Origin of the sequence: Actinomyces sp. oral taxon 169 (assembly GCF_013394715.1) — a bacterium.
GTDB lineage: Bacteria > Actinomycetota > Actinomycetes > Actinomycetales > Actinomycetaceae > Actinomyces.
Genome location: NZ_CP058259.1, coordinates 1,681,301 through 1,694,136, shown reverse-complemented (window position 1 = coordinate 1,694,136; position 12,836 = coordinate 1,681,301). Strand labels below are relative to the sequence as shown.

Annotated in this window: 11 protein-coding genes; 5 read left to right on the top strand and 6 right to left on the bottom strand. The window is 62.4% G+C overall.

All coding sequences use genetic code 11. From position 1 onward, the window contains the following. Positions 1-16: 16 nt before the first annotated feature. The 3 genes from HW274_RS07225 to HW274_RS07215 form a co-directional block, all read right to left on the bottom strand. Positions 17-271 (bottom strand): hypothetical protein, encoded by a 255-nt coding sequence (locus tag HW274_RS07225; protein ID WP_185988488.1) that lies wholly within the window; start codon positions 269-271, stop codon positions 17-19. A 69-nt stretch (positions 272-340) separates the two neighbouring features. Then, on the bottom strand, positions 341-2,659 hold the full coding sequence (locus tag HW274_RS07220; RefSeq protein ID WP_185988487.1) for an FtsK/SpoIIIE domain-containing protein: 2,319 nt from the start codon (positions 2,657-2,659) through the stop codon (positions 341-343). Positions 2,660-2,681: 22 nt separating this feature from the next. Beyond that, positions 2,682-4,046 (bottom strand): hypothetical protein, encoded by a 1,365-nt coding sequence (locus HW274_RS07215; protein ID WP_185988486.1) that lies wholly within the window; start codon positions 4,044-4,046, stop codon positions 2,682-2,684. A gap of 621 nt (positions 4,047-4,667) precedes the next feature. On the opposite strand from HW274_RS07215, the gene HW274_RS07210 reads away from it, so the two are divergent. Both HW274_RS07210 and HW274_RS07205 read left to right on the top strand, forming a co-directional pair. Then, positions 4,668-5,306, top strand: coding sequence for a LuxR C-terminal-related transcriptional regulator (locus HW274_RS07210; protein WP_260679018.1), 639 nt, complete (start codon positions 4,668-4,670; stop codon positions 5,304-5,306). Continuing rightward, positions 5,299-7,635: a sensor histidine kinase gene (locus HW274_RS07205; RefSeq protein ID WP_185988484.1), complete on the top strand. Its 2,337-nt coding sequence runs from the start codon at positions 5,299-5,301 to the stop codon at positions 7,633-7,635. Before HW274_RS07210 ends, HW274_RS07205 begins: the two co-directional genes overlap by 8 nt. Positions 7,636-7,671: 36 nt before the next feature. On the opposite strand, the gene HW274_RS07200 is transcribed toward HW274_RS07205, so the two are convergent. Together HW274_RS07200 and HW274_RS07195 are read right to left on the bottom strand one after the other, a co-directional pair. After that, a complete protein-coding gene (locus HW274_RS07200; protein WP_185988483.1) occupies positions 7,672-8,499 on the bottom strand; it encodes a DUF4839 domain-containing protein in 828 nt (275 codons plus the stop codon). A gap of 224 nt (positions 8,500-8,723) precedes the next feature. Next, on the bottom strand, positions 8,724-9,587 hold the full coding sequence (locus tag HW274_RS07195; RefSeq protein ID WP_185988482.1) for a hypothetical protein: 864 nt from the start codon (positions 9,585-9,587) through the stop codon (positions 8,724-8,726). Positions 9,588-9,887: 300 nt separating this feature from the next. Between HW274_RS07195 and HW274_RS07190 the strand changes: the two genes are divergently transcribed. The 3 genes from HW274_RS07190 (at position 9,888) to HW274_RS07180 (ending at position 12,361) form a co-directional block, all read left to right on the top strand. Then, the gene (locus HW274_RS07190; RefSeq protein WP_009233120.1) at positions 9,888-10,187 is read left to right on the top strand and encodes a hypothetical protein; all 300 of its coding nucleotides are present in this window, start codon (positions 9,888-9,890) and stop codon (positions 10,185-10,187) included. Between the two features lie 1,286 nt (positions 10,188-11,473). After that, the gene (locus tag HW274_RS07185; protein ID WP_260679017.1) at positions 11,474-12,115 is read left to right on the top strand and encodes an MT-A70 family methyltransferase; all 642 of its coding nucleotides are present in this window, start codon (positions 11,474-11,476) and stop codon (positions 12,113-12,115) included. Between the two features lie 54 nt (positions 12,116-12,169). Further along, entirely contained in the window at positions 12,170-12,361 is a 192-nt protein-coding gene (locus HW274_RS07180) for a hypothetical protein (protein WP_260679016.1), read from the top strand. Positions 12,362-12,574: 213 nt separating this feature from the next. Here the strand turns inward: HW274_RS07180 and HW274_RS07175 are convergent, their stop codons facing one another. Continuing rightward, positions 12,575-12,718 (bottom strand): hypothetical protein, encoded by a 144-nt coding sequence (locus HW274_RS07175; protein ID WP_185988480.1) that lies wholly within the window; start codon positions 12,716-12,718, stop codon positions 12,575-12,577. Positions 12,719-12,836: the final 118 nt, after the last annotated feature.

Here is a 12,836-nt window from a genome sequence, read left to right as displayed (position 1 = left end):
GCTCCTGTTTCGTGTCTTAGAGGTTGATGACTTGCTGGCAGCCGTCTGCGGAGGCGTTGAGCGCGCTCTCGGCCCCGCCGAGGCTGTCGAGCGCCTGGCTGAGAGCGGCGAGCATGCGCTGCTCGTGGCCGGCGTTGTCGCCGTGCAGCTCGGACGTGACGAGGGTGATGGAGTCCTCGGTCTTGCTCTTGAAGCTGGCGATCTGCGAGAGCTGGTCTTCGATCTGCTGTTTGATGGACTCGACGGTGGCAAGGACGTCGGCGAGAGACATAGTGTGGGTACCTTTCGACGCGGCGGTGGAGAGAGAAAGATGCTGAGCCTGATGGAGCGGTGGGTTCCGTCAGCTGATGCGGCTGTAGGGGATGACAAGCTGTGGGTTGCTCATGGTGGCGCTGTCCCAGACGAGGGCGCGGTTGTCCTGCGGCGTCCAGCGCAGGATGGGCTGCTTGAAGGCCTCGCGGGCTGAGGAATGGTCGAGGTGCATAGCAATGCGGATGTCGAAGTTGTTGTCACCGCCGAGCCCGACCATGGCTTTGAAGGAGGAGTACTTGTTCCACCAGCCCAGGAGATGGATGCCAGCCAGCGGACCGTTGGCGAAGAGCGTCTTGATCTTGGTGGTGTCGCTGCGCCACCGTTCCAGGCCGAAGCCGATGATGTAGACCGGTGGTGCACTGGCGTTGTCGGCTGCGAATGCGGCTCGCTCGACCAGTTCGTCGACGAGAGCATCTGCCTGGTGCTTGTTGACAACGCGGTAAGTGCTGCCGAGCCTGGTGAGTTGGCGCTCGAAGTGGATGCGCACGTTGTCGTGCTCTGGTGAGTGCCAGTTGCTGGTGAGATCGAGGACGATGATCTCGGCGGCCAGCGTGCTGTGCAGGAGGGAGAGCGCAGCATTGAGCAAGATGGTGTGGCCTGGGCCAGTGCCGAACAGGGCCAGGTTGCGGCCGATGTCGGTGGAGAAGTCCGCTGCCAGTGGCGCGACACCGACGGTGATACGGCGGCCGAGCATGGCGTGCCTGTTCGGCAGGTTCGTCAGGAAGCGTTCGTCGTCGTGCAGGCTGAGGCGGTGTTCGCCTTCGAAGACCTCTGGTGGGGTGACGGTGCCTTGGGCCTGCTGCCACCAGGCGGTGCGCAGCTCGGCCAGGATGGCGTCGTCGGCATAGGCGATGGTGGTTTTGCGGTTGGAGGACAGCTCGCCGTAGTCGAGGTTGACGATGGCCTCCCGAGACCTGATGTGGCTGGCAGCATCATTCTTGAGACCGAGCGTGGCGTGAGACTCCGCCAAGGAGTTCTTTAGAGCCAGCCGCACTGGGATCTGAGCGAACAGCGCCTGACCAGTGGTGCCCCCGAGCATGCCGCCACTGCCAATGGTCTGGGAGGCCAGGATGAAGTGGATACCGCAGGCGCGAAACAACCGGGCACCTTTGATGATGAGATCGCTGGCGGTCGTGGCGACGGTATCTTGGTCGGCGAAGAGCATCTGGAACTCGTCGATGACCACCACGATGCGGGGCATGACGGCCTCGGGATCCGCCAGGCGGTACTGGCGGATGTTCTGCACGCCGGCGGCCTTGAAGGTGGCCATGCGCTGGCGGTAGATGGCGAAGAGATGGCGCAGGACATTGACGCCGTACTCCCGATCGGCGTCCAGCCCCAGCACGCGAGCGTGCGGCAGGAACGAGCCAGTGATCGGGTCTGGGGCGAATGCCTGGAGGGTGACGCCTTCCTTGAAGTCGAGCATGTAGAATTCCACCTCGCTAGGGGAGTAGCGCTGGCACAGGGAGTGCACCACCACCGAGATGAGGTTGGACTTGCCCTGCCCGACCGCGCCGGTGATCAGGGCATTGTGGCGCTGGTTGAGCTCGTCGCCGAGGGTGACCTCGATAGTGGACATCCCGTAGGTGCCCACCGCGAAGCTGATGCCATCTCGACTGGACTGCGACCAGAGAGCATCCAGCGGCTGCACCTCACTGAAGGCCACTGGCTCCACCTGTGCGTTGGCAACCGCCGAGGCGACGTGTCGGCTAACTGAGATGAGGTCATCGGTACTTTGTGGGTCGAACTGCCCCCGTACTGCCCCGTCATTGCCATAGACCGTACGCTCATCAACATCGCACAGCTGCGTCAGGTCGAGAATCTCCTCGTTGACTTTGAGCTTCATGGAGTGGATGAGAAAAGTGACGCCAGCAGCCGGGCCAGCCTTGAGCAGAACGGTGAGCTTGTCTCTGATCTCGTCGCTTAGCAGGTGGTAGATCGTCGAGAGGACCACCAACTTGAAGCCCTCTACCTTGGGTGAGAGTTGCTGGCGGAAGTCCAGCAGACTCTCCGTGCGGCCCTGGATGACGTTGAGCACTGAGCGCACATGCTCGTGCAGGTACTTGATGGTCTCGTTCAGCTCCTGAAGGTCGTTGATGTGGCGCAGGATCTTCTCCCCGCCACTGTTGACCTCCTGGAACGGCGCCGCGATACCCCTGAGTGCATCATCGAAGACGAGCACCTCTAACTGGCCTGGCGCTGTGTGAGCCAGCGCATTGGCGAGGGCGAACTGGGCAAACTGCGCCGAGTCGGCCCGGTCATAATCGTCGATCCAGATGTGACTACGACCAATAAAGTCCAGGTGGCCGCCTCGGAGTCGCAACTGGTCAGCAACACGTGTATCCATGGTGGTAATTCCTTAATACTGCTTAGTTAGATTCCATGTCTGCTTTCATCTCGCGCAACTGATCCTCAAATACCTTGATCTCGACGGCACCAAGTGACCGCGCGCGCCCCTGAGCGGCCCGAGCCTCCTTCTGCGCGGCGCGAGCTTCGCGGCAGGCCTTCTCGTACTTAGCTGTATCCTGATCGTGGTTCTGCAGGACTGTGAAGTATCCCAATACCCCGATCAATGGGAATACGAGCCCCGTGTAAAGAGTGCTTTCTCCAGATGAGTATGCGACGATGCCAATAACGGCTGCAATGCCGAGAGACCAGAGTAGAATGTTGACGCTTGGAGGCTCGCCAGGCTTCAGGTGGTCAGTGTCAGCCAACTCGTCGCTCGGCGCGTTCTTGATTGCAGTGATGCGCTGTTCGATGAGCTCGAGGCGGCCGATGTGCGCCTCAATGAAGCTCGATAGCTTCGACAGTAGGTGTGACCGAATATTCTGGTTGACGATGTGGTTGCGCATGCTGCGGAAGTCGTTCAAGGAGTTGACAACGTCACTCTCTTTGAGTCGCTTCCCTTCGTAAGCGCGAGTAATTTCATCGACGCTGAAGTGGAAGTGTAGGCACTTTGCTTCTAGGGCTGCATAACATGACTGGTAGACCTTGTGTAGGAGTATATCGTCTTCGATTTCTGCTCCGACTTTCAGGGCAATCAGGCAGATGTCGACTGCCTTGTCGTACTCTTTGAGTATTGTGTATGATATTGCCGCTCTCCATGCAATGTCGCAGAATGTAAATGGGTTGGCTTCTTGGAGAGCACGAAGGAAGCATTCGATGGCATTGGTGTGCTGACTGATTGCCGCGAAACAGACTCCGCGGGCGAAGTTGACGTCGGCAACGTACTCCTTCTCCAGATCGAGGACGTACGATTCGTCGGCGTACACCTTGGCCTGCCGGTACGTTTGCCGCTTCTCTGCGTCACTACCCCATGCCTCGGCAAGCTCTACCCACGCCGACACGACGTAGCATTGTGGGTTGTCGTTCTCTGCGGTGCGGGCTTTCGTGGCTGCAATCTTGGCGGGACCATTGTCGCCAACGAAGTAGTACTTCCATGACTCGTTGATCCAGTCAGTCTTCTTTTCGGACTTGATAACTTTCGGAACCTGCTTTAACGACTCATCGTAGGTGCGCCGCGACTCGTCGCTCTGAAATGCTTGAAGCGCCTTCTCGATGAGCCTAAGCTTCTCGTTCGCTTCCTCGCCTTCTCGCCCACTGCGTACTCCGAGCGTTCGCCACTGGCGCTGAACCTTCTTGAGATCCTTAAGAATTTTTTGGGTTGAATCTTCTCTGTGGAGTGCGAACTCTTCGTAGTAGTCGACCACGGCGTTCGTCTGCTCATGTGCCATCTCAGGGGTTCCTAACTCAACGATTCGGGATTCGGAGAGGAAAGCAAAGCGAGTGGTAGACGCATCGTTGCGCACATGCGCCGGTGCTGTCCTGGCTCGCATTCGCTTGGCGAAACCGAGAGTAGTGAGACCGTGGCGTAATAGACCAGTATGAGTGTTAAGACTGAGAAGTAAGACCTACCGAGGGGTGCTGGTGTGTGGTAGCGCGTGTGCGTTGTGGAGGGCAAGTGCGGTTATTGGAGGGTGTCACAAGTAGTGCCTACCGAGATAGTAGAAAATCTCAGTGCGACATAGCTGTCGTCTACAGGCTGGTGTGTGTACCTAAGGGTGTTGGCATGGCGCTTCGTCTCATAATGTGGACAATCGATGAAGTGGTAGAAATTGATCTGTATCAAAGTGGGGGTGTTGAGTCGTCAATGATTGAAGTGTGTTCCTGGGAGAATTTGGCTTCATTCTTAGGCGAGGTCTCGCCTGGTGTGCCTGGAAGGTTGGCGAAAGTTTGCTGATTCGCCTGGTGGGGGTGTTGACGTCTTCGTGCCGTAACTAATCTGTCTGCTGGTGCTGGCCGGCTGTGTCGGCTGGCTTCGTTGTTGAATCATGCGTCGTGATGAGGAGATCAATGTGGATCAGGCGTGCTCGATCATTGTGGTTGACGACCACGACATCATTGCCAAGGGCTGCCGCTTGGTGTTTGAGGATGCCGGACTGCCGTGGTCAGTGCGCTGGTACGCCAGCCTGCATGATGTGGAGTGGCCCGATGGCCGGGCGCTGGTGATCCTGGATCTGCGGTTGGAGGATGGCTCGACTCCGACGCAGAACCTGCACGAGATTGAGCAGCGCGGCCTGCCTGTCATTGCCTATACGTCGGCGGAGAGCCCGATCTTGGTGCGTGAGGCGATTGCCGGGGGAGTGCTGGCGATCGTGCGCAAGTCCGGGCCGTCGAGCGACCTGGTGCGAGCGATCCAGGATGCGTTGGACGGCAGGCCGAGTGCCGGCCTGGACTGGGCAGCGGCGCTGGATGCCGACGAGGACTTCGTCGTCGACTACCTGGCACCAATCGAGGCCGACGTCCTGGCGCACTACGCGGAGGGTGAGAAGTCTGAGACGGTGGCTCACATCCTGAGCCTGTCGAAGAACACCGTCAACACCTACGTGGCACGCATCCGAGACAAGTACCGCGCTGCTGGGCGCCCGGCGGACACCCGCGTCGACCTCTTCCGCCGAGCGGCTGAGGATGGGCTGGTGAGCTACTATGACTGACCGCCTCGGCGGGGACGCTGAGCGAGTCAGTTCCCCTGGTGAGTACCGGCTGCATGTGCGCCGTCTGGTGGCGTTGTTCGCCGGCCTTGGCGTGCTGGAGATTGGCATTTTGTCGGGCCCAACGGTCTACTTCACCGAGGGTGTGAAGCCGATTGCGGCCGCCATGCTTCTGGCGCCGATAGTGGTGCTTGCGGTGGTGATAGCCGGCGTGTCGGCGGGCGCGATCTATTTGCGCCGCTGTGGGAGGCCTCGGCGAGACTTGCTGCGTAGAGCCGATCGGTTGCTCGCCGGCCTGCTCGCAGCACTTCTTGGTGTCTATGTTGCCGTTGCGTGTGTTCTTGCTGCGACCCGGCTACTGCCGATTGCGGCGCCGGGCGACGCGCTGGCGCGGATGCACCCGATGCTGGGGTGGTACTTCGTCATCGCTGCGGCAGGTGCTGTGGTACTGACGCGGCGGTGGCGCTTCATATTCGTGGTGGCGCTGGCGCCGCTGCTGCTCATGGTCAATGCCACGGCGATCGGTGAGCTGCAGTTCGTCTCGGTAGAAGACGTCATGCTCGATATGGCAACTAACCTGGCCACCATCGGTGCACTGACTTGGCTCCTCCGACTGGCGGAGACCTCGGATGCCAGCGGTGCCCAGCAGCGTGCACAGGCTGTGGAGCTGGCTGCCCGGCAGGCCAGCACTCGAGCCCAGCATGAGGCCAACAGCTTCATCCACGATCACATCCTCTCTGCCTTGATCGCCGTCGCCAACGGCCTGCCCGACCGGGCCGCCCTCCGCGATAGCGCCCGCCAGGCGCTCGACTCACTCAGCGCAGAGACAGCAGTGGCCAGCCCGGTTGCCACCAGGACACTGCTGAACGACGTTGCCGGACGGGTTGGCGTCATGGCTGGCGAGATCCGCACCGACGTCGTTCTCACCCGCGAGCACGAGATACCGCCCGAGGTAGCACAGGCGATCACCGAGGCCACGCTGGAGGCCGTGCGCAACTCACTGCGCCACGCCGGTAGCGACGACGCCCCGGTGACGCGCAGGGTGACTCTTACCAGCGACGCCTGCGGTATCTCCATCGAGGTGAGTGACAATGGATGCGGCTTCGACCCTGCCGTGGCTGGGCGTGGCAGGCACGGCGTGTCTGGCTCGATCATCGCTCGTATGCAAGACGTCGGCGGCCGTGCGACCGTTGACTCAGTGCCCGGGGAAGGCGCCTGTGTCACCTTGCGATGGCGACCTAACCTGGATTCGGCCGATCAACAGCGACCCGAGCGCGATGCCGCCCAGAGCGAGGCAGCCAGCTGGGAGCGGTCGTTGTCTGCCTCCATGGAGTCCGTTGGTGCCCGTGCCATCGCCGCAGGACTCGCCCTGGTGCATTTCATCCTGCTTGTCTACGAATGCGCCGTGCACAGCTATTGGCACTGGCCTCCAGCCGCACTGAGCTTCATCGCACTGCTGCCGCCTGCTGTCCTTCTGCTCAAGGCATGGCCGGACGCCCTGCTTCCGCGCTGGGTGGCGCAGCTAACTGTCGTCGTCATCGCTGCGGTCAACTTTCTCGTGCTCCCACAGATCATCACCACCGGCTGGCCCGGCTACGCGTCCTGGTGCACCGGCGCTGGTAGCGATCTGAGCCGTGGCCTGCTGATGCGCGGCCGCCCCGTGTATGCCTGGGCAGGCAGCGCAGCCACGACACTGGCCACCGCCTACTGGGTCATCTCCACCGGGCGGCCACTACTCATGATCTTCACCTACATGCTCGGCCACTACTTCACCCTCGTCAGCTGGCACGGCGTCGCCCACCTGTCCACCCGAGCCACCACACAGATCGCCGCCACCCAGCGAGAAACCGCCCGGCTCCAGGCGCAGCAGCACGCCCACGAGGAAGCCGACCGCATCATGACCAGCCGCATGGCCTCCGTCCGCCAACGCGTCACACCCCTCCTGACCCAGATCGCCGACGGCAAAGCACCAACGCCGAAGCTGCGCAGCCAGGCTTACCTGCTCGAGGCTGAGCTGCGCGACGAGATCCGTGCGCCGTTCTTCACCGGCACCAGCATCGTGACAAGCGCCCAGGCTGCCCGCCGACGCGGCACCGAAGTCATCCTCCTGGACGACTCCGGCGACAACACCACCATCGACGACCAGGTACGGACTAACGCGGTCAACTACGTCACCAAGTTCCTTAACGTCACCCAGAGCAACCGCGTCGTCATCCGCCTCAACCCACCCAGGCGCCCCACACTCCTGACCATCGTCACCGACGACACCCGATACCGACTTGACAGACAAGGAGAGCTGATAGCCGAAAGCGCGGGCGGCCAGGTCAACTGAGCCGGGCGAAACTGTCTGAATCTGGCTGAATGAAAGCTATCGCGCCGATGTGGCGATTGGTTCCAGGTGAAGTAGTTGCTGGGTACTGTTGAAGTCGACGATCTTGGCGATGATGTGCAAGTTCTGGCCGGCGCTGATGCTGTTTGGAATATTGTCGCCGGTGAGGTGGAGGTTGTAATATGCGCAGTTTGCAAACTGGAAGTTCGGGCCATATGCAGAATCCGTGCTGTAGTCCCCTGCATGGATGAGAAAGTCAAACCGCGTCTTGTAGTCGTTGTGACGAGCTACATTGGCGACGTTTCCGTCAAACTCGATGGTGCGTCCCTTGTGCTTCGCCACGAACTGTTCGACGGTGGCGGCGTCCGGCTGTGGGTTTTCGAGGAGGGCTCGGAACTCCTCGTTGTTCTCGACCGTGATGTTCTCGTTGCTTGCCGTGGGAGACGGAGAGGGTTCAGGGGCTTGTGAAGGCTCGGGGCTCTGAGGTGCCGGGGAGCTGGACGGTTGGTCGGGAGTGGGTGTTGATTCGGTGCCCCCCTTGTTCTTCTTGGGGAAGGTGTGGTAGCTGACAACCACTGGAGCGTCCACCGCGAAGGTGTCGCTTGTGGAGAAGGATGTTTTGCCGCCGATGGACACCTCCTCGACCTGGCCGTCCTCTGTGAGCCATCCGAGGATCAGGTCGTCAATCTCTCGTGTCGAGACGTTGGTGAACCCTGCCCCTTTGAACTGAGACACCATGTCCTGGTAGTTGCTGCTGCTCACCTCGGAAGACTCGACTGGGGCGTTGATCTTCTTGTTGGCACCATCGTAAGCTGCAAGGGATGCGGCCAAGATGCATGCGGCCATCAAAGCAACAATTTTTCTCATGGTAGTCCTCAGGGAGTGACGTCGGCGGGGAGTCGACGTCAATTTTGTTGCCGGTCGGCAAATTTAGCCATCAGTTCGTATAGCTTTTTGGGGCCGACTTCTTGTGAGATAATGATGCCACTGCTCTTGCGGGAGGAGCAACTCTGATATTTCCACCTTTGTCGTTAAATTTTACTGCCTTCATGCAGGTGTTTTAGACGCATCGCGCATCCTGCTTCGTGGTTTCACTCCTCATCCCTAGCTACCTCCACCATCACGATGGTGCGGTAGGTGGTCATGCGGGTGTGGAGGCCGGGGGTGAGGTGGCTGTGGTCTTGGTAGAAGACGGTGCGCATGGGTGCGTCTTGGCCGGTAATGGATATGGCCAGGACGGCGTCGTCTGGTTCGACGGCCTGGGCGTCGGGCAGGTCGAGAGCGAGGCGGTGGCGGCGCATGGTCAGCCCGTCACGTGAGACCTGGGGGCTGGCGATCTGCTCCAGGTCGAGCGTGAGCTCTCGTGGGCTGTTGCTGGAGGGGTAGTGCCAGACCTGGATGAGGGGTGCTTTGGCGGGCAGGTCGCTGTTGGTCATCTGGTCGATGATGACCATCAGGCTGGTGCCGCTGCCGCCGAGCTGGATGCTGAGCGTCTCGGTGCCGAGCCGTCCGGCGACCTGGGCGAAGTAGACCAGGTCGCGGGCGAGGATCGGCATGCCGGCGTCGCTCCATCGGCGGGCGGTGCGTTGGTCGCGCCAGTCCTGGGGTGAGAGTGCTTCGGCGGTGAGCTGGAGGCGGTCAAGGACGGTGTCGGCCGGAGCGGACAGAGAAAGGGCGGCGGCTGCCTCGTTGCGGCCGCTGTGCTGGTAGCGGGCCAGCTCGCGCTGAAACAGCAAGAAGGCGTCCAGCAGGTCGTCACCGCCGCAGACCTGCCGCAAGGTGGCGAAGGTGCTGAACTTCTGCACCGTCAGCTGCCCGTAGGCCTTGCGCAGGGCCAGCAGCTCGGTCAGCACCTGCTGCTCCAGTGCGGCGCGCTGCTCGGCCTCATCCGTGGTGTCGCCTATGGGGAAGACGCCATGTGGTAGCGGGGTGACTGGCTCCGGGGGCGTGCTCATGGCCCCTATTCTCACCGACTGGTTTGGCACCGTGCTGCGCAGATGCAGTGCGGTGCACTTTTCTGTCACGACACCGCCAATGGCGGCGGGTTCTCCTAGATGTGCCAGGTCAACCGGACGCCAGCGCGGCAACTGCCTTTGGGCGGTGCGGCAGGCAGATGGCGTGATCTGGGCGGCCACAGGGCCGCATGTGTCATCCCAGGCGGTGGCAGCGGAACCCGCTCCAGGGTGAGCGACTGCCCCGGCTGTCGTCTTCTCCTCTCTCTTCTTCCTTCCTCTCTTCTCGAAAGGACTTCTCTCATGGCTTCTACCAATCTCAGTCTCTTCTCGCCCCAGCGCACCCGGATGGGGGTGGTGCTGGGCAATGGCCAGGCCCGGGTGACCCGGCGGGAGATCGAGCAGGTCGCCGCCCAGGCAGAAGTGGCGGCCCAGGCCGAGCAAGCCCGGGCCTTCCTGACCTCCCAGGTCCTGACCAACATCGCCACGCTGGTCACCCAGGCCGAAGCCCAGACCCGCATCGCCCCCGGTGGCGCTCAGTTCTACGAAGCGATCATCACGGGGTATGCGCTGGGCGCTGGGCAGCGGATCGGGCAGCTGTAGGGCTGCTGTCCTGCGGCTTTGTCAGCCCGGTGGCGAGTCCCAGTCTCGTGCCTTCGTTCCTTCTTCTCACGTTCCTTCTCGTCTTCTCTCTTCTCATCTTCGGAGGTTTCATCATGACGGTCGTAATCGGGATTCTGGCCCTCATCGGTCTGGCGGTAGTGGGCGCAATCGGCTGGGCGTTCGTTCACGGGGTGCGCGATGGCCTGGCAGCCTGGCGGGAAGCACCGCCGGGCGGAATGAGCCAGCCGGTGCCCGTAGGCGCACCGCCGCTCTCGCTCTCCACCACGTTGCCGAGCAGCTACCAGGCCGGCCAGCTGGCCGGTGAGGTCGCAGCCAGCTGGCGCTCCGCACACCAGGCGGCCAGAGCAGCTGGACCGGGCGTACCGGCCAGCTCCTCCTGGGCAGCCGCCCTGGCCCTAGGCAGTGAGCTGAGCCAGCAGCGCCAAGAAGCAGGCCGAGCCATGCAAGCAGCAATGGCCCAGGTGCTGCAGGACAACGAACAGGCAGTGCGGGAGGCGGCGGCTGAGGCTGCCGGAGGAAGACGCGACACGAGTAATGGCGAAAGCGGTGCCAGTAGCGGTGGCGGTGTCGCTGACGAGACCAGCGGCAACAGCGCCAGTAGTAGCGGTGCGTCTTCTGGCACGGTGCCGGATGGAGTGGACAGCAACGGCACGGCAGAGGGTACATCCCACCCCACCTGGCCGGCTCACGCGCCCTCGCGTCGCCCGCCGCGGCCGCGTCCCAGGCGGTGCACGCAGCAGCGACCGGCTCGGTCGGACGAGCGGCAGCCGTGAGCGTCTGCATCCCAGCATGGCGCTGCGTCGACGACCCGCTGACCGTTCGGATGCCGTCGCAATCGTCAGCAATCCTCACCCACGTGCTGCGTCGTTTTCGCCTGCTTGTTGCAAAAACTACAGCACCGACTTTCGTGGCTACTAAGTGGCGCGTGTGTCCATTTTGTTTCCTGGGGTGGCACCACAGAAACGGCTCAAAAGCAGTGCGTGTCGCGTCGCTTGGCAATAGTGAATCCGGAGGCCTTGCAACAAACAAGTGTTCGTGGAATGTATGGGATAAGGGCAACTTGCTGCCGATGCGCGAAATAGCTGGCAGTGGGATTGCCTGGAGCAAATAGCACGTATGAACAAAAAAGGAGGGACGACATGCAGCAGACGAAACAAGCAGCCCAGCGATGTGCTGGGGGAGCCGCACCACGGCCAGGTGCGGTGGCCAGACGGGCTGGCGCAGCAGTGAGACCAGGTGCTGGCGTGCCGCGACCAGGCGGCGCTATGAGCGACGGGCCTGGTTCGGCCGGTCGGAGCAGTTCCGAGGGCACTGGCTCATCGCCCACCATCCCCGGCCTGCCGCCTGGTGGCTTTGCCACCATCCTGGTCGATCCGCCCTGGCCACTGCAGAGCGGTGAGAAGCACTACCGGACGATGAGCCTGGCGCGGATCAAGGCGCTGCCGGTGGGGTCGCTGGCGGCCCGTGATGCTCACCTGTGGCTGTGGACGACGAATGCCTTGCTGCCGAGGGCGTATGAGGTGGCTGAGGCCTGGGGCTTTACGGTGCGCAGCCCGCTGACCTGGGTGAAGTTCCGTCTTGGCCTGGGTGGTCGCTACCAGCTGCGTAATGCCACCGAGCAGCTGCTGTTCTGCACCCGGGGGAGAGCCCCGCTGGGCTCGCGCTCCCAGCCGACCTGGTTCAACGCGCCCGTTACGGAGCACTCACGCAAGCCGGCCGAGCAGTTCGCCATTATCGAGCGGGTCAGCCCTGGGCCGTACCTGGAGCTGTTTGCCCGCCGGCGGCCAGAGTCGAACCAGCCCTGGGCGGTGTGGGGAGACCAAGTAGCGAGCGACATCCGCATCCCCGGCTTTGCCGTGCCGCGGTACTGCAAGCGGGCACACGAGAACGAGGAGGCCCTGCGATGAGTCGGCCGTGGCAAGACAAGTACCCCCTGCGCAGTCTTCGAGGAGATGGTGATGATGAGCGATTCGAGGCGTTCTTTGCCCGGCAGCCTGCTGCGATGCGGCGTCGGCCTGCTCCTGATCGCGATGGGGCTGAGGTGGATCGTCGTCATCGTGCAAAGCAGCTGGCCCTGGCTCGTCGGGCTGCTCGCCGTGAGCGCCGCCGCCTGGCTGGCAGTGCGCTGGTGGCAGAGCCGACGGGAGTGGTGAGGGAGCCGAGCAGAAGCGAGCGGCAGACGGATAAGCGTCGTCAGGTGGGACAGGCTGAGCAGTGCCCGAGTTGTTCAGTTGACGACAAGGCGCAGCGGACTCGTCGGCGGCCTTATACCCCAAGGAGGCAGCCATGATGGCCCGCTACGCCGGTGGTCGGCCTGGTTCGTCGCGGCGGGTGCGCTTGGTGCCGGTGCGGCAAAGCGGCATGAATCACCGGGCGGTGGCGCGGATCGTGCTGGCACTGGCGCGGCAGATGGCGGCGGATGAGGCCGTGGAGCCGTCAACTGAGCAGACGAGCTCTCGGCGACCTGGTGCGATGCGAGCGGCCAGCTCAATGTCGGCACGGCACTGCATGACAGAACGTCTCCCGCACTGTCGTCATGACGGCGCTCACCACTCACCTCACGAGGCCGCTGCTCCGTTCTCCACGCCGGGAGGCACCCCGTGATGGCCCGTCCCACTCAGCCCTTGG

Bases quoted from the DNA above. Each gene is read 5' to 3' on its own strand.
- HW274_RS07225 (WP_185988488.1), bottom strand. From the start codon at position 271: ATGTCTCTCGCCGACGTCCTTGCCACCGTCGAGTCCATCAAACAGCAG.
- HW274_RS07220 (WP_185988487.1), bottom strand. From the start codon at position 2,659: ATGGATACACGTGTTGCTGACCAGTTGCGACTCCGAGGCGGCCACCTG.
- HW274_RS07215 (WP_185988486.1), bottom strand. From the start codon at position 4,046: ATGGCACATGAGCAGACGAACGCCGTGGTCGACTACTACGAAGAGTTC.
- HW274_RS07205 (WP_185988484.1), top strand. From the start codon at position 5,299: ATGACTGACCGCCTCGGCGGGGACGCTGAGCGAGTCAGTTCCCCTGGT.
- HW274_RS07200 (WP_185988483.1), bottom strand. From the start codon at position 8,499: ATGAGAAAAATTGTTGCTTTGATGGCCGCATGCATCTTGGCCGCATCC.
- HW274_RS07195 (WP_185988482.1), bottom strand. From the start codon at position 9,587: ATGAGCACGCCCCCGGAGCCAGTCACCCCGCTACCACATGGCGTCTTC.
- HW274_RS07190 (WP_009233120.1), top strand. From the start codon at position 9,888: ATGGCTTCTACCAATCTCAGTCTCTTCTCGCCCCAGCGCACCCGGATG.
- HW274_RS07185 (WP_260679017.1), top strand. From the start codon at position 11,474: ATGAGCGACGGGCCTGGTTCGGCCGGTCGGAGCAGTTCCGAGGGCACT.
- HW274_RS07180 (WP_260679016.1), top strand. From the start codon at position 12,170: ATGAGCGATTCGAGGCGTTCTTTGCCCGGCAGCCTGCTGCGATGCGGC.
- HW274_RS07175 (WP_185988480.1), bottom strand. From the start codon at position 12,718: ATGCAGTGCCGTGCCGACATTGAGCTGGCCGCTCGCATCGCACCAGGT.